At 69.5% G+C, this 22,131-nt stretch carries 24 protein-coding genes; 17 read left to right on the top strand and 7 right to left on the bottom strand.

The window, feature by feature from the left end; translation table 11 throughout:
* The 12 genes from flgB to FGL91_RS09245 are packed head-to-tail and all read left to right on the top strand — an operon-like array spanning position 1 to position 10,533.
* Positions 1-342: a flagellar basal body rod protein FlgB gene (flgB, locus tag FGL91_RS09300; RefSeq protein WP_047524147.1), complete on the top strand. Its 342-nt coding sequence runs from the start codon at positions 1-3 to the stop codon at positions 340-342.
* Complete coding sequence (locus FGL91_RS09295; protein ID WP_047524146.1) at positions 339-731, top strand: flagellar basal body rod protein FlgC; 393 nt, start codon at positions 339-341, stop codon at positions 729-731. Before flgB ends, FGL91_RS09295 begins: the two co-directional genes overlap by 4 nt.
* Positions 731-1,033, top strand: coding sequence for a flagellar hook-basal body complex protein FliE (gene fliE / locus FGL91_RS09290; RefSeq protein WP_047524145.1), 303 nt, complete (start codon positions 731-733; stop codon positions 1,031-1,033). The genes FGL91_RS09295 and fliE overlap by 1 nt, the downstream gene beginning before the upstream one ends.
* The gene (gene fliF / locus FGL91_RS09285) at positions 1,033-2,658 is read left to right on the top strand and encodes a flagellar basal-body MS-ring/collar protein FliF (RefSeq protein ID WP_047524144.1); all 1,626 of its coding nucleotides are present in this window, start codon (positions 1,033-1,035) and stop codon (positions 2,656-2,658) included. The genes fliE and fliF overlap by 1 nt, the downstream gene beginning before the upstream one ends.
* Positions 2,655-3,659 carry a flagellar motor switch protein FliG gene (fliG, locus tag FGL91_RS09280; protein WP_134353140.1) on the top strand — a complete coding sequence of 335 codons (1,005 nt, stop codon included), beginning with the start codon at positions 2,655-2,657 and terminating at the stop codon, positions 3,657-3,659. Before fliF ends, fliG begins: the two co-directional genes overlap by 4 nt.
* Complete coding sequence (locus FGL91_RS09275; RefSeq protein ID WP_153243663.1) at positions 3,649-4,254, top strand: FliH/SctL family protein; 606 nt, start codon at positions 3,649-3,651, stop codon at positions 4,252-4,254. The genes fliG and FGL91_RS09275 overlap by 11 nt, the downstream gene beginning before the upstream one ends.
* Positions 4,251-5,546, top strand: coding sequence for a FliI/YscN family ATPase (locus FGL91_RS09270; protein WP_153243662.1), 1,296 nt, complete (start codon positions 4,251-4,253; stop codon positions 5,544-5,546). Before FGL91_RS09275 ends, FGL91_RS09270 begins: the two co-directional genes overlap by 4 nt.
* On the top strand, positions 5,543-5,965 hold the full coding sequence (locus FGL91_RS09265; protein WP_131492584.1) for a hypothetical protein: 423 nt from the start codon (positions 5,543-5,545) through the stop codon (positions 5,963-5,965). The genes FGL91_RS09270 and FGL91_RS09265 overlap by 4 nt, the downstream gene beginning before the upstream one ends.
* Entirely contained in the window at positions 5,962-7,380 is a 1,419-nt protein-coding gene (locus tag FGL91_RS09260) for a flagellar hook-length control protein FliK (protein ID WP_153243661.1), read from the top strand. Before FGL91_RS09265 ends, FGL91_RS09260 begins: the two co-directional genes overlap by 4 nt.
* Entirely contained in the window at positions 7,377-7,814 is a 438-nt protein-coding gene (locus FGL91_RS09255) for a flagellar hook assembly protein FlgD (RefSeq protein WP_153243660.1), read from the top strand. The genes FGL91_RS09260 and FGL91_RS09255 overlap by 4 nt, the downstream gene beginning before the upstream one ends.
* Before the next feature lie 31 nt (positions 7,815-7,845).
* Entirely contained in the window at positions 7,846-9,006 is a 1,161-nt protein-coding gene (locus FGL91_RS09250) for a flagellar hook protein FlgE (RefSeq protein ID WP_153243659.1), read from the top strand.
* A gap of 60 nt (positions 9,007-9,066) precedes the next feature.
* The gene (locus tag FGL91_RS09245) at positions 9,067-10,533 is read left to right on the top strand and encodes an alanine/glycine:cation symporter family protein (RefSeq protein ID WP_153243658.1); all 1,467 of its coding nucleotides are present in this window, start codon (positions 9,067-9,069) and stop codon (positions 10,531-10,533) included.
* 32 nt (positions 10,534-10,565) lie between these two features.
* Here the strand turns inward: FGL91_RS09245 and FGL91_RS09240 are convergent, their stop codons facing one another.
* The gene (locus FGL91_RS09240) at positions 10,566-12,089 is read right to left on the bottom strand and encodes a SulP family inorganic anion transporter (RefSeq protein ID WP_153243657.1); all 1,524 of its coding nucleotides are present in this window, start codon (positions 12,087-12,089) and stop codon (positions 10,566-10,568) included.
* 164 nt (positions 12,090-12,253) lie between these two features.
* On the opposite strand from FGL91_RS09240, the gene FGL91_RS09235 reads away from it, so the two are divergent.
* Complete coding sequence (locus FGL91_RS09235; RefSeq protein WP_416202660.1) at positions 12,254-12,658, top strand: MerR family transcriptional regulator; 405 nt, start codon at positions 12,254-12,256, stop codon at positions 12,656-12,658.
* Here the strand turns inward: FGL91_RS09235 and FGL91_RS09230 are convergent.
* A complete protein-coding gene (locus tag FGL91_RS09230) occupies positions 12,651-13,136 on the bottom strand; it encodes a hypothetical protein (RefSeq protein WP_153243656.1) in 486 nt (161 codons plus the stop codon). The genes FGL91_RS09235 and FGL91_RS09230 overlap by 8 nt on opposite strands.
* A gap of 127 nt (positions 13,137-13,263) precedes the next feature.
* A complete protein-coding gene (locus FGL91_RS09225) occupies positions 13,264-14,649 on the bottom strand; it encodes a TrkH family potassium uptake protein (RefSeq protein WP_227992026.1) in 1,386 nt (461 codons plus the stop codon).
* A 218-nt stretch (positions 14,650-14,867) separates the two neighbouring features.
* On the opposite strand from FGL91_RS09225, the gene nhaA reads away from it, so the two are divergent.
* A complete protein-coding gene (gene nhaA, locus FGL91_RS09220; RefSeq protein ID WP_131491846.1) occupies positions 14,868-16,166 on the top strand; it encodes a Na+/H+ antiporter NhaA in 1,299 nt (432 codons plus the stop codon).
* Positions 16,167-16,184: 18 nt separating this feature from the next.
* Here the strand turns inward: nhaA and FGL91_RS09215 are convergent, their stop codons facing one another.
* From FGL91_RS09215 to FGL91_RS09205, 3 genes are read right to left on the bottom strand one after another with little or no spacing between them, the layout of a single operon-like run.
* Positions 16,185-16,952 (bottom strand): ABC transporter permease, encoded by a 768-nt coding sequence (locus FGL91_RS09215; RefSeq protein WP_131491845.1) that lies wholly within the window; start codon positions 16,950-16,952, stop codon positions 16,185-16,187.
* Positions 16,949-17,713 carry an ABC transporter ATP-binding protein gene (locus FGL91_RS09210; RefSeq protein ID WP_227992023.1) on the bottom strand — a complete coding sequence of 255 codons (765 nt, stop codon included), beginning with the start codon at positions 17,711-17,713 and terminating at the stop codon, positions 16,949-16,951. The genes FGL91_RS09215 and FGL91_RS09210 overlap by 4 nt, the downstream gene beginning before the upstream one ends.
* Complete coding sequence (locus FGL91_RS09205) at positions 17,710-18,267, bottom strand: TetR family transcriptional regulator (protein ID WP_165875414.1); 558 nt, start codon at positions 18,265-18,267, stop codon at positions 17,710-17,712. Before FGL91_RS09205 ends, FGL91_RS09210 begins: the two co-directional genes overlap by 4 nt.
* Positions 18,268-18,347: 80 nt before the next feature.
* Between FGL91_RS09205 and FGL91_RS09200 the strand changes: the two genes are divergently transcribed.
* Genes FGL91_RS09200 through FGL91_RS09190 form a run of 3 tightly spaced genes read left to right on the top strand, consistent with a single transcriptional unit; the run spans position 18,348 to position 20,819 of the window.
* Positions 18,348-19,037, top strand: a complete 690-nt coding sequence (locus FGL91_RS09200) for a TetR family transcriptional regulator (RefSeq protein ID WP_134353126.1) — start codon at positions 18,348-18,350, stop codon at positions 19,035-19,037.
* Positions 19,038-19,087: 50 nt separating this feature from the next.
* On the top strand, positions 19,088-20,026 hold the full coding sequence (locus FGL91_RS09195; RefSeq protein WP_047524801.1) for an ABC transporter ATP-binding protein: 939 nt from the start codon (positions 19,088-19,090) through the stop codon (positions 20,024-20,026).
* Entirely contained in the window at positions 20,019-20,819 is an 801-nt protein-coding gene (locus FGL91_RS09190; protein WP_153243654.1) for an ABC transporter permease subunit, read from the top strand. Before FGL91_RS09195 ends, FGL91_RS09190 begins: the two co-directional genes overlap by 8 nt.
* On the opposite strand, the gene FGL91_RS09185 is transcribed toward FGL91_RS09190, so the two are convergent.
* A complete protein-coding gene (locus tag FGL91_RS09185; protein ID WP_153243653.1) occupies positions 20,770-22,107 on the bottom strand; it encodes an FAD-dependent oxidoreductase in 1,338 nt (445 codons plus the stop codon). The genes FGL91_RS09190 and FGL91_RS09185 overlap by 50 nt on opposite strands.
* Positions 22,108-22,131 lie beyond the last annotated feature (24 nt).

Raw genomic sequence — 22,131 nt, 5'->3', positions numbered from 1 at the left:
GTGTTCGATTCTGTGACCATCACCGCACTGACGAGTGCGCTCGACGGCCTCGCGCTGCGTCAGCGGGCCATCGCGGACAACATCGCCAACATCAACACCCCGAACTATCACGCCAAGCGCGTGCAGTTCGAAGAGGCCCTCGCCCGCTCGGTCGATGCCGGCGACGGTCGGGTCGGCGCGACGGTCGGCACCTCGCTCGAACCGACCCGGCTGAACGGCAACAACGTCAACCTCGACACCGAGACCCTCTCCAGCGTCGACACGATGCTGCGCTACCAGTTCGCGACGCAGGCCGTGAACGGCTCGTTCTCTTCGATGCGCACGGCGATGAGGACCTCATGACCTTCGATGCGATCGGGATCGCGAGCACCGGACTGACCGTGCACCGCAAGTGGCTCGACGCCATCAGCGACAACATCGCGAACATCAACACGGCCACCTCGACCGACGGTGCGGCCTTCCGGGCGCGGTACATCCTCGCCCAGCCGAGCGATCAGTCGCCCGGTGTGTACGTTGCGGGCACCGTGCAGGGCAGCGCCGTGGGACGGGTCGTCCATCAGCCCGACCACCCGCTCGCCGACGCGGACGGCTACGTCCGCTACCCGGACATCGACCTGGGTGATCAGATGAGCCAGCTCATCCTCGCTCAGCGCGGCTACCAGGCCAGCGCCGGCATCGTCGATCGTGCGCGCAACGCCTACGAAGCAGCTCTCCAGATCGGACGCAACTGATGGACCCGCTCGCCGGCATCGAGGGCATCTCCTCGGGTTTCACGCTCACGCCACCCGTCGCCCCCACGAAGGGCACCGACGACACCGCCTTCGCGAACAGCGTCACCGGGGCGATCGACGAGCTGCGTTCACTGCAGTCGGAGTCCGATGCCCTCAAGGTCGCCGCGGTCACCGGTGACCTCGACGACATCCACGCCGCGATGATCGCCTCCTCCCGCGCCTCGGTGACGCTCGAGCTGGTCGCCGCCGTGCGCAACAAGGGCGTCGACGCGTTCAACGAGATCATGCGGATGCAAGCCTGATGCCCCAGGCCGTCACCACCGTGTTCCAGCGGATCGGACGCGTGATCGCGGGCTTCTCGCTCGCGCAGCGCACGATCGCGATCATCGGCGTCGCCGTGCTCGCCCTCGGTATCGTCGCGCTCTCCAGCTGGCTCACCCGCCCCACGTACACCCCGCTCTTCTCCGGCATGAGCGCCTCCGATGCGAACGCCGTGGTCGAGCAGCTGCGGTCGTCGTCGGTGCCCTACGAGCTGGCGGACGGCGGCGCGACCGTGCTCGTCCCCGAGAAGGACGTCTACGACCAGCGGCTCGCCGCGGCGTCCGCCGGCCTTCCCGGCGCGAGCTCGGGCGGCTACTCGCTGCTCGACGACATGGGGGTGACGACCTCCGAGTTCCAGCAGTCCGTGACCTACAAGCGTGCGATCGAGGGCGAACTCGCGGCCACGATCTCGTCGATCGAGGGAGTCACGGCGGCCTCGGTGCAGCTGGCCATCCCGGAGGAGAGCGTCTTCGTCTCGGAGACCGTCGACGCCACGGCCTCGGTGTTCGTGGAGACATCCGGCAACGCGACGCTGACCCCGAAGCAGGTCGAAGCCATCGTGCATCTCACCTCCGCGGCCGTCAGCGGGATGAAGCCCGAGAACGTCGCCGTGGTGGACCAGAGCGGACAGACGCTCTCGGCCGCGGGAGTCGGGACCACCGGCGGCGTGGACCAGCAGGCCAGCGACTACGAGGCTCGGGTCACGGCGAACGTCCAGCAGATGCTCGACACCGTGGTCGGGCCCGGCAACGCCAAAGTCACCGTGGTCGCCGAGATCGATCACTCCGTCAACGAGCGCGTCGAAGAGACCTACACCCCGGCCGAGGGCGCTCCGCCGCTCACCGAGCAGACCAGGACCGACAGGCAGGACGGATCGAGCTCGAACGCGGGAGTGCTCGGCCCCGACAACATCGCCGTGCCGTCCACGGACGGCGACGGCACCTCCGAGTCCACGGAGACCTCGAAGACCAACGCGGTCAACAAGAGCACGCAGAGCACCTCCACGCCCGCCGGCTCGCTGCTTCGCCAGTCGGTCTCCGTCGCGGTCGATGCGGGAGCAGGCGGTGACCTGAGCACCGCACAGCTGAGCGACCTCGTCGAGACCGCCGCCGGGATCGACACCGAGCGCGGCGACTCGATCGCGGTCGAACTCGTCTCGTTCAACCAGACCAGTTCCGAAGCAGCGCAGGCCGCGCTGCAGGCCGCCAAGGAGACGGAGGCCGCCGAGCGCCAGGCGGTCCTGCTGAACACGCTGATCATCGCCGCCGCGATCGCCCTGCCGCTACTGCTCGCCGTCATCGCCGCTCTGGTGCGCATGCGCCGCCGCGCGAACTCGGCGACCGAATTCGACCAGCTCTTCGGCGACCGCCCGGCGCCGCTCTCGGCCATCGGCGCCGGCGCCACGACGGCTGCGATCGACCAGGCGGCCACGACCCCGCTCGCCTTCCTCGAGACGACCCCCGACCCCGAGCCCGAGCCTGATCCGGAACCCGCGCAGGTCAGCCTCGAGCGTCGTCGCGCCGAGATCGACTCCCTCACCCGGCAGGACCCGAAGCGCACGGCCGAGCTGCTGCGCACCCTCATCGACGACAGGCAGCACGTATGAGCGGGCTGACCGATCGGCAGACCGCGGCCGTCGTCCTGATGAACCTCGATCGTGCACAGGCGATCGAGGTCATGAAGCACCTCTCGGAGTCGGAGGCGGAGGCCGTCGCCGCCGAGATCATCGGCCTCCAGGACCTGGATGCCGCCACCACCGCGCAGGCGCTGGGCCAGTTCCACCGCATCGCGAGCGGGCACCTCCCTCCCGCGCGCGGAGGTCGGGACATCGCCGCCGGGCTTCTCGAGGCCTCGTTCGGCGCAGAACGCGCGGCAGCCGTCCTCGGCAGGGTCGGTTCGACGGCGATGAACTCGTCGTTCGACTTCCTGGGCTCCGCCGACCCCGCCCAGCTGGCGACGCTGCTCGACGGCGAGCTCCCGCAGACCGTGGCCCTCGTGCTCGCGCACCTGCCCACCGAACGCGCCGCCGCCGTACTGGCTGCTCTCCCCGACCCGACCCGCACCGACGTCGCACACGCCATCGCCACCATGGGGACCGCGTCCCAGGAGGCGATCGCGATCGTGGCCGATGCGCTGAAGACCCGCACCGGGACCTTCGCGAGCCGCGATGCGCCCGAGACCCTCGGCGGCGTCGAGCCGTTGGTCGAGATCATCGCCCGCTCCGGAGCGACCGTCGAGAAGGCTCTGCTGGCGAGCATCGAAGATCGGGACAGCGCGCTCGCGGAGGACATCCGTTCACGCATGTTCACCTTCGCCGACATCGTCAAGCTCGACGATCGAGATACGCAACGCGTGCTGCGCGGCATGGACATCCGCTCCCTCGCGCTCGCTCTGAAGGGTGCCAATCAAGGGATCGCGGACCTCATCCGTCGCAACGTCTCCGAGCGCAACCGCGAGAACCTCGACGAGGAGGCACGGACACTCGGCCCCGTGCGGATGTCGCAGGTCGAGGAGGCCCGCGCCGAGATCGTACGCACCATCCGCGCGCTCGAAGCCGCCGGCGACATCACGGTGCAGCGCACGGACGAGGACGAATATGTCTACTGACGCCTTCTCTCCCGTGCTGTTCCCGCGTCTCGACCGACGCGAGGACGGCTCGGAGCATGCCCGGGCGCGGCTGCGCGGCTACGCCGACGGTCACGCGGAGGGATATCGCTCCGGGCTCGCGGAGGCCGCATCCGCCCAGCGCGTCGCAGATGCGGAACGCGCCGCCCGCGAGCAGGAATCCGCCCGCCGCGTCGAGGACGCCGTCTCCGCACTCCACGCAGCGGCGCGCTCCTTCGGCGAGCGGGAGCGGGAGCTGACCTCCGCCGCACAGGACCACGTGCTGCGCTGCGCGATCGAGCTCGCGGAGCTCATCCTGCTCGGCGAACTCTCGGATGCCGGTGCCTCCGCCGCCGCTGCGGCACGTCGTGCCCTCGAGGTCGGCGAGCCCGACGAGATCCGCGAAGTGCGCCTGCACCCCGACGACCTCCGCACGCTGGAAGGCACGGAAGGCACGATCGCCGGTCTCCTGCTGATCGCCGATGACACCCTCGACCGCGGAGACGCCGTCGCGATCCTGGACCACGGCCGCATCGATGCCCGGGTCGGGAGCGCGCTCGAGCGTGCTCGTCGCGCACTCGCCGAGGCCGGATCATGACGGCCTGGGAGGCGGTGCGCGAGGCCGTGCGGCCCGAACGCATCGGGGTCGTCTCGCAGGTGCGCGGACTGAGCGTGCAGGTGCGCGGCCTCGACGGCGCGGTCGGCGACGTGGTGACCCTCGACGGGGTGGACGCCGAGGTGGTCGCGGTCGGCGAGGGCGGGCTGCGGTGCATGCCGTTGGGCGCTGTCAGCGGGCTCACGGTGGGGGCACCGGTGCGCGGTCGCGGCGGACCCCTGCGCGTGCCGACCGGAACGCCCCTGCTCGGGCGTGTCCTGGACGGGCTCGGCCGTCCCATCGACGGGAAGGGGCCGCTGCAGGGCGTCACCGAGGTGAGCCTGGATCATGCTCCGCCGTCGATCATGGGCCGCGATCGGATCGACTCCCCGCTCCCGCTCGGGGTACGGGCGCTCGACACCCTCGTCAGCGTCGGCCGAGGGCAGCGCGTCGGGCTCTTCGCGGGCTCCGGCGTGGGCAAGTCCTCGCTGCTGTCGATGATCGCGCGCGGCACCGACGCCGAGGTGACGGTGATCGCCCTGGTCGGTGAGCGCGGTCGCGAGGTGCGCGAGTTCATCGAGGACGATCTGGGTCCCGAAGGCCTCGCCCGCTCGGTGGTCGTCGTCTCCACCTCCGACCAACCGGCCATGGCGCGCATCCGTGCCGCCTACACGGCGACGAGGATCGCCGAAGCCTTTCGCGACGACGGCGCGCACGCGATCCTCATGATGGACTCCCTCACCCGCGTCGCGATGGCGCAACGCGAGATCGGTCTCTCCGCGGGCGAGCCCCCCGCCACCCGCGGGTATCCACCGTCGACCTTCTCGCTCCTCGCGGGCCTCCTCGAACGCGCGGGCACCGATCGCGGTGGTTCGATCACCGGCATCTACACGGTGCTCGTGGACGGCGACGACCACAACGAACCGATCGCGGACACCGTGCGATCGATCCTCGACGGTCACGTCGTGCTGGATCGGGCGCTCGCGTTGTCCGGACACCATCCGGCGATCGACGTGCTCGGCTCGGTCTCCCGCGTAGCGGGCAAGATCACCGCCGCCGGACAACGGTCGGACGCGGCGACCCTGCGTGCCGTGCTCGCCGCGCGTCGACGGGCGAACGACCTGATCGACATCGGTGCCTACCAGGCGGGAGCGGACGCGCGCATCGACGCCGCGATCGCCCATGAGCGGGCGATCTCCGCCTTCCTCACCCAGTCCCTCGATGAGACGAGCGGGATCGACGAGTCCTGGCGTCGACTCGAGGAGCTCGTCTCGACGTTCGGAGCTGTCGCATGAGCCGGTCCTTCTCCTTGGCGGGTCTGCTGCGCGTGCGCGAGATCCAGGAGAGAGCGGCTGCGCAGCGGCTCTCCCGGGCGGTGATCGACGCACAGCACACCGAAGCCCGCGACCGGTCGCTGCGTGCGCACCTGGCGGGCAGCGGGAACGAGGCCGTCGACGTCCGCTCCCTCGCGGCCCTCGCTGCGGCGCGTGTGGCGGGCCGGACGCTGCTCGCCGATCTGACGACGCTCTCGGAGCTGCAGGAGCAGACGGTGTCACAGGCCCGCGCGGAGCATGCCGAGGCACGGAGAGCGATGCGCGGACTCGATCGCCTCGCCGAAGCGCATGCCGAGAAGACGCGGACCGCCGAGCTGCACGCCGAGCAGGCCGAGCTGGACGAGATCGGCGTACGGACCACGACGGAGGGGCAGTCATGACAGCTCTCGGCATCATCGACGTCCTCGACCCGCGTGCCGCGCGGCCCAGCGGCGGCACGGCGCCCGCCCGCACCGCGACGGCAGGCGCCGCCGCGTTCGCCGATGTGATCCACGATGCCTCACGCGCAGAGCGCGCGCAGGATCTGCCGGTGGACGCCGCAGCGGAGGGCGCCCCGGAGCACGAAGCCTCTCCGGAGAACACGCTCTCCGATCCTCCACCGGCCGCACCGCTCCACGGCGCTCTCATCGTTCCCGAGACGGTCGGGCTGGTCCCGTCCGCTCCGCCCGCCCCCGCCGACGGACCGGAGGCGGCATCGGCCGTGGCCGACAGCACCCTGGCGGCGGCCACCGAGACTTCTACGATTGCGAGCACGTCCGTTCCGCTCGGTCAGAGCAGCCAGGACCCCGCCGCCGCGGGGACGCTCGTCGCGACGCAGGTCGTCGAGGCCGTGCGCGAATCGACCGCCCCGGCCGTCGCATCGTCGTCGCGGGTCTCGGCGGCGGCCGTCCCCCTCGGCGCACCGGCTCCAGCCGCCGTCGATTCCTCGGGAGACGCAGACACCACCGCGGGCGTCTCGGCTGTCGCTTCCCCACGGACGGGGGTCGAGGGAGGCGCGTCTGCGTCCGTGGCGATGCCCCCGGTGCCGGCTTCCCCGCCCGCTACGGAGCTCGTGTCGGGCGCAGACGCGAAGGCGGCTTCCTCTCTCTCTGCTGCGGAGGAGCCGATGCCGGATGCCCCGCGCGTGTCACCCTCACCCGCACCTCCGGTATCGACCACCCCAGCGCCCGCCTCCACGCCCTCGGCCGGTGAAGCGGTCGTGCCGGCACTCACGGGGTCCCCGTCGATCCCGCCCCCGCTCGCCCCCACGACCCCGTCCGCGGCTGCAGCGATCGCTCGACCCGTCCTGCTCCCCCAGCTCGCCGCACCGGTGGTCTCGCTCACGCAAGCCGCGGACGGCGATCACAGCCTCACCCTCACGGTGTCCCCGGAGAACCTCGGTCCCGTGACCGTGCGGGCGCACATCTCCGGCGGCGCCATCCACATCGAGCTGCATGCGCCGAACGATCTCGGGCGCGAGGCTCTGCGCGTGATTCTCGCCGACCTCCGCCGGGACCTGGCCGCTGCCGCCCCGCACGCGACACTCATGCTCTCGACCGCGGACGACGGACCCGGCCCCCTGCACCCGCAGAGCGCGCCGAACGGAGGCGCTCTGAACGGGGGCACCTCGAACGGCAACGCGGCGAGCGCGGGCGGCGGTCACTCCCGTGGCGATGCCTCCGACGACCGGGAAGCCGCCGAGGCTCGCGCGACCCCGGAGCCGCCCACCGCCTTGGCCGACCGACCCGGCCCCTCCCCTTCCGCTCGCCGCACGGCGGCGTCGACGTCTTCGCCTGATCCGAGAGGAATCCCATGACCGACCCGATTTCCGGCACCCTCCCCGCGTCCGGGGTGCACACCGGGAGCACCACACCCCCGGCGGAGCGCAAGAAGACGCTCGACTCCGAGGTCTTCCTGAAGCTGCTGGTGACGCAGCTGACCAACCAGGACCCGAGTTCCCCCATGAACACCAACGAGATGATCTCGCAGACCACCCAGCTGGCCTCGATGGAGCAGCTCACCGCACTCTCCGCGACGTCGACCGAGAACTTCGCGCTCAGCATGCGCCAGACGGCCGCCGCGCTGATCGGCCACGAGGCGCAGTACGTCGACGAGGAGGGTGTCACGCAGAAGGGCATCGTCACGTCGGTGTCGTACGCCGGCCCGGTCCCGCTCGTGACCATCGGCGAAGCGTCCATCCCGCTCGATGCCGTCTCCGGCGTCTCCCTCGTCCCCCGCCCCCAGTCCTGACCAGCCCCGCACATCCCAGAAAGGCATCATCATGCTCCGCTCCCTCTTCGCCGGAATCTCGGGTCTGCGCTCGCACCAGACCATGCTCGACGTCACGGGCAACAACATCGCCAACGTCAACACGACCGGGTTCAAGGCTTCGGCCGTGCAGTTCCAGGATTCGCTCTCGCAGCTCGTCCGCAACTCGATGATGCCGCAGCAGGCCTCCGGCGGTCAGAACCCCGCGCAGGTCGGCCTCGGCGTGCAGGTCGCGGGAATCAGCACGAACTTCGCCTCCGGCGCCCCACAGCCCACCGGAGTGCCGACCAACCTCATGATCGCGGGCGATGGTTTCTTCGTCGTGCGTTCCGGGGGCGAGACGCTGTACACCCGCAACGGCGGGTTCTCGTTCGACGCGAGCGGCAAGCTGGTCTCTGCCGACGGCGCGCTCGTGCAGGGATGGACGGCTCAGAACGGCGCGATCGTCCCCGGCCAGGGCATCGGCGACATCCGGCTCCCCGTCGGAGCCCTGAGCCCCGCCACCGCCACCACCACCGCCCGCGTCACCGGCAACCTGCCCTCCGGTGCCGCCGTCGGCGAGCAGTTGGTGCGCGACATCAAGACCTATGACGCCGAGGGTACGGCCACGTCGCTGCGTCTCACCTTCACCCGCACCGCCACGGGCTGGGACGTCACCGAGCCCGGCGGTGCGACCACCGCCCTCGCATTCACCGACGGCGCGCAGACGGCCGCGTCCTCCATCGTCTCCGGGGGCGTCACGGTCGACCTCTCGGCGGTCACCGGCTTCGCGGACGTCAGCGATGTCGCGATCAAGGAGCAGAACGGCAAGCCGGCCGGCACGCTGAGCTCGTACGCGCTCCTGAACGACGGCAGCCTCGTCGGTACCTTCAGCAACGGAGACACCGAGGTGCTCGCTCGTGTCGCGCTGGCCGGCTTCGTCAACCCGGGCGGACTCGAGAAGGCCGGATCCTCGCAGTTCCGCCCCAGTGGCAACTCCGGGGAGCCGACGCTGGGAGAGGCCGGAACCGAGGGCCTGGGCGGCATCATCAGCGGTGCACTCGAGATGTCGAACGTCGACCTGTCGCAGGAATTCACCAACCTGATCGTCGCTCAGCGCGGATTCCAGGCGAACGCCCGCATCATCACCACCAGCGATGAGGTGCTGCAGGAGCTCACCAACCTCAAGCGCTGAGCGGCGGGCAACCGCGGCGGCCCGTGACATCGCGGGTCGCCGCCCTGCCATACTGTGCGGATGGATGCTGTGAATGAGTGGCTGCTGACCTGGGGCGACAACCTGTGGACGTGGCTCGTCCTGCCGATCGTGGTCCTCCTCGGCCTGTACTTCACGGTGCGCTCCGGCGTCGTGCAGTTCCGGTTGATCCCGGAGATGTTCCGCACCCTGAGGGATCGGACGCCACGCACCGACACCGGTGAGCCGCAATCGGTCTCCGCGTTCCAGGCCTTCACCATCTCCGCGGCTTCCCGAGTGGGAGTCGGCAACATCGCCGGAGTGGGAACCGCAATCGCGATCGGTGGTCCCGGGGCGATCTTCTGGATGTGGCTGATGGCCTTCATCGGTGGTGCATCCGCATTCATCGAGTCGTCCCTGGCACAGCTGTACAAGACGCGTGACAAGGACGGATTCCTGGGCGGACCCGCGTACTACATGCAGCGCGGACTCGGTGCCCGATGGATGGGCGTGCTGTTCGCCGTCATCCTCATCATCTGCTTCCCCATCGCCTTCAGCTCCTTGCAGGCGAACACCATCAAGGCGACCATCTCGGGGAGCTTCGGCGACGAATCCGCCGCCTGGCTGCCCGTCGTCATCGGCGCGGCACTCGCGCTGCTGATGGGTCTGGTCATCTTCGGTGGCGTGCGCCGGATCGCGTCGGTCACCCAGACGCTCGTGCCGGTCATGGCGCTGCTGTACCTGCTGCTCGGACTGGTGATCGTGGCGATGCACATCGAGCGGCTCCCCGAGGTCTTCTCCCTGATCTTCACCCAGGCCTTCGGGCCGAACGAGATCGTCGGAGCAGCCCTCGGCTACATCATCCTCACCGGCGTCAAGCGCGGGATGTTCTCCAACGAGGCCGGCCTCGGCTCCGCGCCGAACGCCGGCGCGAGCGCCGCCGTGACGCACCCCGTCAAGCAGGGCCTCGTGCAGACGCTCGGCGTCTACTTCGACACGTTCCTCGTGTGCTCGATCACCGCGTTCATCATCCTCGTCTCGGTCCCCGACCTCGCGAACGCGGAGCGCGGCATCGACTTGACGCAGGGGGCGATCGTCGGCGCCCTCGGGAGCTGGTCGAACATCCTGCTGATCGTGATCATCTTTCTGCTCGCGTTCAGTTCGATCCTCGGCAACTACTACTACGGACAGACCAACATCGAGTTCATCACCTCGAACCGCGGTGTGCTGCTCGGCTACCGTCTCTTCGCGATCGCCGCGGTGTTCGCCGGTGCGCTCGTCTCGGCCGACGTCGTCTGGAACTTCGCCGACGGCGCGATGGGCTTCATGGCGATCGTGAACCTCATCGCGATCGCTCTGCTCTCCGGCGTCGCCTTCAAGCTCCTGAAGGACTACACGCAGCAACGACGAGAGGGACTGGATCCCGTCTTCACCCAGGCGCGACTGCCCGGGGTGCGCGGGATCGAGGTCTGGGAGAACGAGCTGTCGGTGACGGGTCCGATCGACCTGCCCCGGGCTCGTCGGCGCTGAGGGGCGGAAGGCCGGATAGGGGACGCCCCTGCTCAGTGCCCGGCGCCGAGGTTCCCGCTCAGACGGCGACGGAACGCTGCTGCGGTGTCGTTGAGCCCCTGGATGGTGGCCGTCTTCCCGAGACGCTCGTACTTCGTGGCCACCGCGTCGAGCGCAGCCACCGTCGAGGCGTCCCAGATGTGTGAGCGCGTCATGTCGATGACCACGTGCTCGGGGTCGTCCGCGTACTCGAACTGGGTCGTGAGGTCGTTGCTCGAGGCGAAGAACAGCTCCCCGACGACCTCGTAGTGCGCGATGTCCCCCGACTCCGACGGGGCGACGGTGCGGGTCACCGTGACGAAGTGCGCAACCCGCCGGGCGAACATGATCATCGCCGTGAGCACTCCGAGGACGACACCGATCGCGAGGTTGTGGGTCCAGACGGTCGCGGCGACGGTGATCACCATGACCGCGGTCTCGCTCTTCGGCATGCGGCGCAGCGTCGACGGGCGGATGCTGTGCCAGTCGAAGGTCGAGATCGAGACGAGGATCATCACGGCGACGAGGGCCGCCATCGGGATCACCGCCACCACGTCGCCGAGTGCGAGCACGAGGATGAGCAGGAAGACACCGGCGAGGAACGTCGAGATGCGCGTGCGCGCACCGGACGCCTTCACGTTGATCATGGTCTGGCCGATCATGGCGCATCCGCCCATCCCGCCGAAGGCTCCGGAGAGCACGTTCGCGACGCCCAGCCCCCAGGCTTCACGGGTCTTGCGCGAGTGGGTGTCCGTGATGTCGTCGACCAGCTTGGCGGTCATGAGCGTCTCGAGCAGGCCGACGGCCGCCATCGCGAGAGCGAACGGGCCGATGATCCCGAGCGTTTCGAGGGTGAAGGGGACGTTCGGGATGAACAGCTCGGGCAGGCTCTGGGGAAGCTCGCCCTGATCCCCCACGTTCGGCACGGTCCACCCGAACACGACGACGGCGCCCGTGAGCAGCACGATCGTGACCAGCGGGGCCGGCACGACCTTGGTGATGCGCGGCATGAGGAACAGGATGGCGAGGCCCACGGCGACGAGGGGATACACCAGCCACGGCACGTCCCAGAGCTGGGGCAGCTGCGCGGTGAAGATCAGGATCGCCAGCGCGTTCACGAAGCCCACCATCACGGAGCGGGGGATGAATCGCATGAGCTTGGCGACGCCGAGCAGGGCGAGGCCGATCTGGATGACTCCGCCGAGGAGCACGGTGGCGATGAAGTAGTCCATCCCGTACTCCCGCGCGACCGGCGCGATCACCAGGGCGACGGCCCCCGTGGCCGCCGTGATCATCGCGGGGCGTCCGCCGAGGAACGAGATCGCGACGGCCATCACGAACGAGGAGAAGAGGCCGACCCGGGGGTCGACCCCGGCGATGATCGAGAAGGCGATCGCCTCGGGGATCAGCGCGAGGGCCACGACGAGCCCGGCGAGGACCTCACGGGTGAGCAGACGCGGGTTCCGCAGCGCCTGCATGACGGTGGGTTCGATGCGGTAGCGAGACGGGCGTTCCGGGGCGGGGACGACAGCAGTCATGTGCTCTCCTGGAGGGGCTTGCGAAGGAGCGGACGGCGCGCACGGACCGTGCGCATGCGCCACGGAGCTCGGCACGGAAGAATGGGGGATGCGCAGAAATGCGCGCACGCAGACTCTAACGTAACGTGAGGTTTGCTGTCGAGTCAGGGAAAGGACGCCGATCTGTGGAGCACGAAGAGACGATGCGCATCGGCGAGGTCGCCGACCAGACGTCGTTGTCCTTCCGCACCCTCCGTCACTACGAGGATGTCGGGCTGGTGACCCCGACCGGCCGCACGGACGGCGGCTTCCGGCTCTACACCCCGAAAGACGTCGGCCGCCTCATGATCGTCCGACGGATGAAGCCGCTCGGCTACACGCTGGATGAGATGCGGGCGGTCCTGGACGTGGTCGACGCCCTCGCCGACGAGCCGGACAGCGAAGATCTCCAGGAACGGCTCAGCGCGCTTCGCCAGGAAGCGACAGCCCGGCGCGAACGCCTCGCGAACCAGGTGGGGATGGCGGACGAATTCCTCGCCCAGCTCGCGCAGTTCTCGGCGGCCGAGAGCCTGCCGCGCTCCGCTAGATGACGTCGCGCGTGCAGGTGTCGCGGATGCTCTCGCCGCGCAGGTCCTCCAAGGGGATGGCGGCGTACCCGACGATGCCTCGGCCGGTGCTCGCGAGCTCGTCGACGCGCTGCGCGAGCAGCCCGCGACGATCGACCCCTGACAGGTCGATGACGACGACGTCGACGTAGCGCCCCCGCGTTCGTTCGAGCTCGCTGTGCAGCCGCCGCGCGATACCCCGAGCGGTGAAGCGCAGTGATCGGCGCCTCGCGTCGGGACCGTGATAGGTGAGGACGAGGTGCCTCAGGTCTCCGTACGCGCCGCTGGCCGCGAGCGCCTCGGCCGCCCCCGCACGCAGCAGGCGTCCCGCCTCGCGACGGCGTTCGACGCCGGTCAGGTCGATCGACCACACGAGACAGCGCGCATCGGTCACCTCGGGCGCGGCGGACGGCGAGGGATGGGCGTCTGCGATGTCGCCCCTGTACGCGATCGTGGTGTGCATCAGGTCTTCCGGTCGTCGAAGAGTGGTGCCGACCAGGCTTCCCGGCTCTCCGGCCCGATCTGCGGGCTTGCACGGAAGTCTAGGCCGGATGCATCGGACGCCTCATCGCGCTCAGGCGTGTCGGCGACTACCCGAGGATCGGACGGTCGGTGGGATAGGTGAAGTGCTCGGTGCGCTGTCGCACGGCGAGGGCGGCGGCGAGACCGATGGGGCCCACTCGTCCCGCGAGCATGAGTGCGGACAGGACGAACTTGCCGAAGGGGTCGAGGTCGGCGGACAGTCCGACCGAGAGCCCGCAGGTCGCGAACGCGGAGATGACCTCGAACAGGATGTGGTCGAGCGGCGCCTTGTTCGTGAGGGTGAGGAGCACCGTCCCCGCGAGGACGAGGGACGCCCCGAGGAAGGTGACGGAGATCGCGACACGGAGAACGCTCTCGGGGAGTCGTCTTTCGAAGATCGCGATGTCCCTGGTGCCTCGGGCCTCGGCGACGATGGCGAGGAACAGCACGGCGAGCGTGGTGACCTTGATACCCCCGGCGGTCGAGATCGAACCGCCGCCGACGAACATGAGCGCGTCCGTGAGAAGGAGGGTCGTCGAGGTGGACTGCTCCGTATCCACGATCGCGAAGCCCCCGGAGCGCATCATCGTCGACGCGAACAGCGCATGGAGGATCCGATCGAGCGGATTCAGGGTGCCGATGGTCGCGGCGTTGTTCCACTCGCTCGCCCCCCAGCTGACCGCGCCGACCAGGAACAGCACGAGGGTTGTCGTGACGGTCAGCTTGGTGTGCAGCGACCACCGTCCGCGCCCCCAGAGATGAGCGATGACGGCGAGGTACACCGGGAATCCCAGGCTGCCCGCGATCACGCCGACCATGAGCACCCCCATGATCCAGACGTTGTGGCTGTAGACCGCGAGACCGCCGGGATCGAGGACGAACCCGGCGTTGTTGAAGGCCGAGATGCTGTAGAACAGGGCGTGCCACGGGCCTCGCACCCAGCCGTCCTCGACGATGAACGCCGGCAGCAACAGCGCGCAGAGCGCACCCTCGATGATGAACGTGGTCAGCACGACGATCTTGAGGAGCCGCTTGACGTCGCCCAGGGGCGTCGCCCCCATCACCTGCTGGGCGAAGACGCGTCCGCCGAGCCCCAGCCTGCGCGTGACGGCCTGGGTGAGCAGCAGCGCGACGGTCACGATGCCGAGCCCGCCGGTCTGGATGGCGAGCAGGATCACGATGTGCCCGAACAGCGACCAGGACGTCCCGGTGTCGACGGAGGTCAGCCCCGTCACGGTCACGGCGGACGACGCGGTGAACGTCGCATCCTCCCACGGCGCGGCGACACCGTCCGCCGCGGCGAACGGCAGGCGCAACAGCGCGGTGAAGAGCACCGCCGCGAGCACGAACACCGCGATCGACGCACGGGCCGGCGAACGACGGGGGAAGTCGGCGATCCAGCGGATCGGCGCCCACAATCGCGCGGTCCGGACGTTCGGCTGACTGGTGGTCACCACGGGCTCCTTGTCGGGTCGCCGAGCCGACTCCCGGCGCACCGACCATTCACAGTACAGCAGCGGTCGGACGCGGAAACGGGTGGCGACACGGGGCTGCGCGCCCCGGGAAGGCTCCTGGGTGCGCACGCCGGCGTCCGCCGTTCGGGTAAGCTGGGAGGCGGAGTGTCGGGAAGCCTGGTCGACGAACACACGCTCATCGACCCGAAAGCTCCCGCATGGTCAAGCCCTCCCCGCGACTCGCCAAAGTCCGCGCCGTCTTCCCCTCCTCCTCCCGCGACGAGTCCCGCCGCATCGGCGAGATCCTGCGCAAGGAGACCGTCGGCGGCATCCTCCTCGTGTCGCTCGCCGCGATCGCGCTGCTCTGGGCGAACTCGCCCTGGGCGGAGTCGTACTTCGCGCTGCGCGACTTCGAGATCGGATACGAGCCCTGGCATCTGCGTCTGAGTCTCGGCGCCTGGGCTGCGGACGGCCTGCTCGCGATCTTCTTCTTCCTCGTCGGTCTCGAGCTCAAGCGGGAGTTCGTGGCGGGCGATCTGCGCAGGTTCAGCACCGCTGTGGTTCCGATCGTCGCTGCAGTGGGCGGCGTGATCGTGCCCGCGGTGATCTACCTCGCCGTGGTGGCAGGCTCGCCGGAAGCCGCACACGGGTGGGCGATCCCGACGGCGACAGACATCGCGTTCGCCGTCGCCGTGCTCGCCATCATCGGATCCCACCTGCCGAGCGCGCTGCGGATCTTCCTGCTCACCCTCGCGGTGGTCGACGACCTGATCGCGATCGGCATCATCGCGCTGTTCTACACCGAGACGATCGAGGTCCTCCCCCTCGTGCTCGCCCTCGTCGTGATCGCGGTCTACGGCGTGATCGCCCAGCGGTATCGCGACTTCTTCCACCTGCGCCCCACTGCGGCCTGGCTCATCCTCCTGCCGATCGGCCTGGTCGCCTGGGCACTGGTCCACGCGTCCGGCGTCCACGCGACGATCGCGGGCGTGCTGCTCGGCTTCACCATCCCGGTACTCCACAAGAAGGCCGACCGAGGACCCGACTCGGGTCCTGGTCTCGCCGAGGTGTTCGAGCACCGCTTCCGTCCGTTGTCCGCAGGGTTCGCGGTACCGGTGTTCGCGTTCTTCTCCGCCGGCGTCGCGATCGGTGGAGGCGAGGGCTTCGTCTCGGCCTTCACGGACCCCGTCGTCGTCGGGATCGTCGTGGCCCTCGTGGTCGGAAAGCCCCTCGGCATCACGGCGGCCACCTGGATCATCACCAGGATCCGGCGCATCAACCTCGACCCGTCCTTGAGGTGGATGGACATCGTCGGTGTCGGCCTTCTCGCCGGGATCGGGTTCACGGTCTCCCTCCTGGTCGCGGAGCTGAGCTTCGCCGCCGGCAGCGAGCACCACGACCACGCCAAGGTCGCCATCCTCACGGCATCCGTGGTCGCGGCCCTCGCCGCCTCGGTGCTCCTCGGCATCCGCAACCGCCGGTACCGCCGACTCGACGCTGCGGACGCTGAGTCCTGAGCCTCGGACGCCGCGGCGTCACCGCGCCTCGGCCGTCTGCCACCACCACCAGGTCGCGGCGGCCGAGGCTGCTCCGATCGGCAGCGCGAGGAGCAATTGGAGCGGTGTGACCGCTTCGGCGAGACTCGCCCCGCCCAACCCGGACCACATGCCGGGAGCGGCATACGGGAACCACGCCCCGGCGCCCAGGGCAACAACGACCTGAGTGATCACGACCACGGCGAGCAGCGCGGAGATCGCGGGGAGATAGCCCCGGGCAGCGCTGGCGACCAGTGCCAGCGGCAGCGTGAGCACGACGGTGAGCGCTCCGACGACGGCGATCCGCCCCGCCGCGGCCGCGGCATCCGCGTCGGGGATACCGAGTCCGATCAGCGCGCCGGCCGCGAGGGTGAGTGTCGCGGCGACACCCGATACGAGGACGCCCCACACCATCGTGATGAGCATCTTGGCGGCGGCGAGGGCGCCGAGAGATGTCGGGGCGGCGAAGAACGCCCCGAACGTGCGGTCGGTGAACTCCCGTCCGAACACCCAGGCGACGACGACGCCGACCGCGAGCAGGGCGCCCACCGACATGATCTGCGCCGAGAAACCGGTGATGCCCGTCCACCCCACATCGGTGAGGAGTGCCGCAGCCTTGATCGCGAGCGCGCCGTCCGAGTCGGAACGCACCACGACGAGGAAACCCGCACTCATCGCGGGAACGAGGAGCGTGATGAGGACGGTCGCGACCCGCACCGTCGTCGCCCTGCGGAACTTGATCCATTCCACGGCGAGCGCAGCCCTCATCCTGCTCCTCCCCCGTCGACGCCGTCCTGGACGGAGACCATGTCGAAGAACTGCCGTTCGATGTCTATTCCCTGTGACGGGAGGGTTCCGATGAGCGACCCGCGGTGCATCACGCTGATGGTGTCGGCGATGCGGGCCATCTCGTCGAGGTGATGGCTCGAGATCAGGATCGCGGCACCGCTCGCCGCGGCCTGCTGCAGCATCCTGCGAACGACGTGCACCCCTGCGGGGTCGAGACCGTTGGCCGGCTCATCGAGGATCAGCAGCCGGGGTCGATGTGCCAGCGCCCCGGCCAGCCCCAGGCGCTGCCTGTTCCCGAGCGACAGGGAGTGCGTTCTCCGATGCGCCCACTGACCGAGTTCGAGCTGATCGATCATGGCCTGCGCGGCCGTCGGAGCATCCGCACGCGACACCCCGTGCAGTCGGGCCGCAGCGACGATCGTCTCCGTGACCGTGAGTTCGGCGTAGGTGAAGGGCGTCTCGATCATGTGGCCGACATGACGCCATTCCGGTCGCGGCAGCCTCTCCACCGGGACCAGGTCGCCCTCGCACCGGATACTCACCCGTCCGGCATCGAGGCGGATCATGTCCAGCATCGAGCGCATGAGCGTGGTCTTTCCCGCCCCGTTCAAGCCGACGAGCGCGTGGATGCTGCCGCCGTGCACGTCGAGGCTCACCCCGCGCAGCGCGACCTCGTCTCCGTACCGCTTGTGCACCTGCCGGGCGGCGATCATCACCGGCAGCGCTCTCGTCGCGGTCACGGCTTCGCCCCGGTGGCGAGCAGGCCGAGCGCATCGACGATCGTCGGGCCGAGGGGTGCATCGGACGCTTCCGACCCCCACTCCAGAAGCGCCGCCATCACCGCCCCCAGACAGGCGCCCGCGGCGACGACCGCCTCGCGCCTCGGCGTCCCCTGAGCGGTCAGGGCCTCGACGATGAGGGATTCCGTCTGCTGCGTGTTCTGCCAGGCCCTGGCACGTAGCCGCGGGTGACCCGCGATGATCGTCACTCGGGTGCGCGTCTCCTCCGGGGTTGCCGCCGGCACGGAATCCCACGCGCGCAGCAGGCCCCTTCGCACCCGCTCCACGGAGGGCAGGTCGGCGGGTTGTGCCGCCACCGCCTCCGCGATGAACGGATCATAGGGATCGTCGAGGATCGCGTCCTCCTTCGTCGGGAAGTGCCGGAAGAAGGTCATGTGTGACACCCCGACGTCGCGAGCGATCTGCTCGACCGTGACGTCGTCGAAGCCGTGCTCGGAGAACAATCGCAGGGCGGACGCCCGCAGGCGTTCGGCGCTGGCGGAGGTGCGGGCCATGCCAGTCATGTTAGTCACTAACATCACTGGCATGCAATCACCTCTTGCGCGTGACTGAACAACCGTTTAGCATCCTGACTATGCGTTCAGCATCCGAGGACCTCACGACACGGGCGCGCATTCGCGACGCCGCGATATCGCGGTTCGGTCAGCAGGGTTTCGCGAGCACGAGCGTGCGACAGATCGCACAGGATGCCGGCGTGAGCCCGGCGCTCATCCTCCACCACTTCGGCAGCAAAGAGGGGCTGAGGGAAGTGTGCGACGCCCACGTCGTGAACGAGTTCGTCGCCGAGCGCGACGGCATGACCGGCGCTGACGCCTCCCGGCTGATGCGCCAGGCCCTGGACTCGCTGGAGGAGCGCAACGCCGGTCTGGACTACCTCGCTCGGATGCTCGTCGACGACTCCGGCGCGTCCGACCGGCTCTTCGACACGTTCCTCTCCAGCACCAGGGAGATGCTGCGCGAGCAGATCGCCGAGGGGACGATGCGCCCACAATCCGACCTCGAAGCGACCGCCGTGTACATGACCCTCTACGGCCTCGGCCCCGTCATCCTGCGACGCCAACTCGCCCGCGCCTTCGGCGAGACCACGCTGACGACCTCCCTGCTGGAACGCTCGACCATCCCCGTCCTGGAGCTGTACACGCACGGCCTCTACGCCGACGATCGGCTGCTCGTCGCCGCCAAGGAAGCGCTGTCCAGACGCAGCGGCCCTCGGTCCGACAAAGGAGAGAACGACCCGAATCAGGATCCGGATCCGCCGCGCTGACGCGCAGACCGAACCCGATTCCTCTCCACCCATCCGAAAGGAGCAGGGAAATGACCCCTGCCATCGAACTGACCCGCCTCCGCAAGCGATACGGCCGGCACACGGCCGTCGACTCCCTGGATCTGAGCATCGAGCCCGGCACCGTGTTCGGCCTGATCGGCCCCAACGGCGCAGGCAAGACCACGACGCTGCGCATGATCCTCGACATCATCCGCCCCACCGAGGGGACCATCCGGGTCCTGGGAGAAGACCCGCGCCGGGGAGGCCCTGCCCTTCGACGGCGCATCGGGTTCATCCCGGGTGAACTCCGACTCGACGGCCGAGCGACCGGACGACGCATGCTGGACTTCTACGCCGAGGTGTCCGGACCCGTGAGGCCCGGCATGATCGGCGAGCTCGCGGACCGACTCGACCTCGATCTGAGCCGCCCGGTGCACGCACTCTCGAAGGGGAACAAGCAGAAGCTCGGTGTCGTCCAGGCCTTCATGCATGAGCCGCCGCTGCTGGTGCTGGACGAGCCGACCAGCGGACTCGATCCCCTCGTGCAGCGCGAGTTCCTCCACCTCATCACCGACGCGAGGGATCGGGGCCAGACCGTGCTGCTGAGCTCACACGTCCTCAGCGAGATCCAACAGACGGCCGACGTCGTCGCCGTCCTCAGTCAGGGGAAGGTCGTCGCGGAAGGCGACGTGGCGTCGTTGCGACTGGGGGCCGTCCGTCGAGTGCGGGCCGGCCTCCTCGCGACGGACGAGTCGACGATCCGCGAGCAGCTCGGCGCGCTGCCGCAGGTCACGGATCTCGAGGTGCGCGGCGCGGCCGAGACCGTGCGGGTGAGCGCCACCGTCGAAGGCGACATCGATCCGCTGGTGAAGGTGCTCGCCCATCACCGCGTCATCGACCTGGCGATCGAGGAACCAGACCTGGAGGAGTCCGTGCTGAGGCTCTACGGCGAACCCTCGCAGTCGGAGGAAGGTGGTCGCGATGCGTGATGCACTCCCCGTCTTCCGGCGCTCCCTCCGCGAGGACTGGCGCGGGACCCTGGGCTGGACCATCGGCGTCGCCGCCGTGCTGTTCATGTACCTGCCGCTCTTCCCCAGCATCGGCGGCAACGGCCAGATGCAGCAGATCATCGACAGCCTCCCGCCCGAGCTGGTCGGAGCACTCGGCTACGACCAGATCGGTACCGGTGCGGGATACGCGCAGGGCACGTTCTACGGGCTCATCGGCTTCCTGCTGTTGACCATCGCCGCCACATCCTGGGGCGCAGGCGCCATCGCCGGTGCGGAGGAGTCCGGCCGACTCGAGCTCGATCTCGCCCACGGGGTCGGGCGTGTGAGGTATGCACTGGAGTCCGCCGCCGCGATCCTGGTCAGGCTCGCCTGGTTGGGCGTCTTCGCCGGGGCGGTCGTCGCGCTGCTCAACGACTCCGCCGCACTCGACATCACGCCGATCCACATCGTCGATGCCACGGTCGTCTTCGTCGGGCTCACCGCGCTGGCGGGGAGCACCGCGCTGTTCGTCGGCGCACTGGTCGGTCGCCGCTCCTGGGCGGTGGCAGCGGGTGCGGGCATCGCGCTCGCCGGCTACGCCTTCAACGCCATCGCCAACCAGGTCGAGGCGGTCGAATGGCTGCGCACGATCTCGCCCTACTCCTGGGCCTTCCACCAGCCTCCGCTCGCCGGGGGGCTCAGCCCGAGCGGGGCAGTCGCCCTGTGGGCGCTGAGCCTCGCGTTCATCGCGGGGAGCGCCTGGGCGCTGCAGCGACGTGACGTGATCGGCTGAGTGGTGACGCGCCGATCTGCAGCACGGAGGGAGCGGCACAGCACCCACCCGCAGCAGCATCGAAATCACCGGATCCCCCGCACACTCCGGTGGCCGGGAGGACCAGTTCGTTGCGAGCCGCCGCCTCCTGATCGCCCGCGAGATGGGCGACGACGCTGCGCACCTGCTCGTATCCGGTCATCGCGAGGAAGGTCGGCGCCCGGCCGTAGGACTTCGCCCCGACGATGAAGAGCCCGGGTTCCGGGTGCGTGAGCTCTCTCGCGCCGGTCGCCCCCACGGACCCGCAGGAGTGGATGTTCGGGTCGATCTCGGATGCGATGCCGGCGACGGCCTCGAGCGCCGGATCGAGATCGACCCGCACTTCTCGGAGGATCTCCGTATCGGGCCGGAACCCGGTGAGCGCGAACACGCGTCCGACCCCGGTGATCTCACGCCCGTCCTCAGCGAGGATCGTCAGACCGGACCCATCCTGGCGGAACTCGGCGACACGGAATCCGGTGACGAGATCCACGGCTCCGTCATCGATCACCGTGCGCGCACGAGAGCCCAGCACGGCCCGCTCCGGCAGATCGTCTCCGGCGCCCCCTCCGAAGATGTTCGCGGTGCTCCCCCGGCGCAGCGCCCACGTCACCCGCGTGCCCGGGTTCCGTCGCGCCATCTCACTCAACCGGAGGACGGTGTGCGTGGCGGAGTGCCCTGATCCCACCACGACCACATGCGCGCCTGCGAGCTCCGAGACATCCGCCGGGATGCGATACGAGATCAGTCGGCTCGACGCGGACTCCCCGATCGCGGGGAAGCCGTCGGCGCCTGCCGGATTGGGAAGCGCCCAGGTGCCGCTCGCGTCGATGACGGCACGAGCGAGAAGGCGGGATTCCCGGCCGTCGGCGTCGACGGTGTGCACCACGAACGGCTGACTCCGCCGCCCTCCGTCCACGACCTTGTCGCGGCCCTGCCGAGCGACTCCGGTGACGGTCGTCTCGGAGCGGATCCGTTCATCGAGGACCTCTGCGAGAGGCGCGAGGTAGGCGCTGACCCACTCCGCGCCGGTGGGATACCCCGCGACGGGCGCGGTCCACCCGGTCGACTCGAGCAGTCGACGGGCGGCGGCATCCGTGAGCTCCGGCCACGCCGAGAACAGGCGGACGTGTCCCCATTCGGAGACGGCGGCGGCAGGACCGCGCCCGCGCTCGACCACGATCACGTCCTGCTCGCGTTCGACGAGATGCGCCGCGGCGGCGAGCCCCTGCGGGCCCGCTCCGATGACGACGACGGGAAGCTCGGACATCACACTCTCCTCAGATCGAAAATC

This window comes from Microbacterium sp. CBA3102, from assembly GCF_007954505.1.
Classification (GTDB): Bacteria; Actinomycetota; Actinomycetes; order Actinomycetales; family Microbacteriaceae; genus Microbacterium; species Microbacterium aurugineum.
The sequence above is the reverse complement of the archived record's forward strand: the minus strand, read 5'-3'. Positions and strand labels throughout refer to the sequence as shown.

Coding starts and splice junctions, on each gene's coding strand:
- FGL91_RS09295 (WP_047524146.1), top strand. CDS start 339: ATGACCTTCGATGCGATCGGGATCGCGAGCACCGGACTGACCGTGCAC.
- fliE (WP_047524145.1), top strand. CDS start 731: ATGGACCCGCTCGCCGGCATCGAGGGCATCTCCTCGGGTTTCACGCTC.
- fliF (WP_047524144.1), top strand. CDS start 1,033: ATGCCCCAGGCCGTCACCACCGTGTTCCAGCGGATCGGACGCGTGATC.
- fliG (WP_134353140.1), top strand. CDS start 2,655: ATGAGCGGGCTGACCGATCGGCAGACCGCGGCCGTCGTCCTGATGAAC.
- FGL91_RS09275 (WP_153243663.1), top strand. CDS start 3,649: ATGTCTACTGACGCCTTCTCTCCCGTGCTGTTCCCGCGTCTCGACCGA.
- FGL91_RS09270 (WP_153243662.1), top strand. CDS start 4,251: ATGACGGCCTGGGAGGCGGTGCGCGAGGCCGTGCGGCCCGAACGCATC.
- FGL91_RS09265 (WP_131492584.1), top strand. CDS start 5,543: ATGAGCCGGTCCTTCTCCTTGGCGGGTCTGCTGCGCGTGCGCGAGATC.
- FGL91_RS09260 (WP_153243661.1), top strand. CDS start 5,962: ATGACAGCTCTCGGCATCATCGACGTCCTCGACCCGCGTGCCGCGCGG.
- FGL91_RS09255 (WP_153243660.1), top strand. CDS start 7,377: ATGACCGACCCGATTTCCGGCACCCTCCCCGCGTCCGGGGTGCACACC.
- FGL91_RS09250 (WP_153243659.1), top strand. CDS start 7,846: ATGCTCCGCTCCCTCTTCGCCGGAATCTCGGGTCTGCGCTCGCACCAG.
- FGL91_RS09245 (WP_153243658.1), top strand. CDS start 9,067: ATGGATGCTGTGAATGAGTGGCTGCTGACCTGGGGCGACAACCTGTGG.
- FGL91_RS09240 (WP_153243657.1), bottom strand. CDS start 12,089: ATGACTGCTGTCGTCCCCGCCCCGGAACGCCCGTCTCGCTACCGCATC.
- FGL91_RS09230 (WP_153243656.1), bottom strand. CDS start 13,136: ATGCACACCACGATCGCGTACAGGGGCGACATCGCAGACGCCCATCCC.
- nhaA (WP_131491846.1), top strand. CDS start 14,868: ATGGTCAAGCCCTCCCCGCGACTCGCCAAAGTCCGCGCCGTCTTCCCC.
- FGL91_RS09215 (WP_131491845.1), bottom strand. CDS start 16,952: ATGAGGGCTGCGCTCGCCGTGGAATGGATCAAGTTCCGCAGGGCGACG.
- FGL91_RS09205 (WP_165875414.1), bottom strand. CDS start 18,267: ATGGCCCGCACCTCCGCCAGCGCCGAACGCCTGCGGGCGTCCGCCCTG.
- FGL91_RS09200 (WP_134353126.1), top strand. CDS start 18,348: ATGCGTTCAGCATCCGAGGACCTCACGACACGGGCGCGCATTCGCGAC.
- FGL91_RS09195 (WP_047524801.1), top strand. CDS start 19,088: ATGACCCCTGCCATCGAACTGACCCGCCTCCGCAAGCGATACGGCCGG.
- FGL91_RS09190 (WP_153243654.1), top strand. CDS start 20,019: ATGCGTGATGCACTCCCCGTCTTCCGGCGCTCCCTCCGCGAGGACTGG.
- FGL91_RS09185 (WP_153243653.1), bottom strand. CDS start 22,107: ATGTCCGAGCTTCCCGTCGTCGTCATCGGAGCGGGCCCGCAGGGGCTC.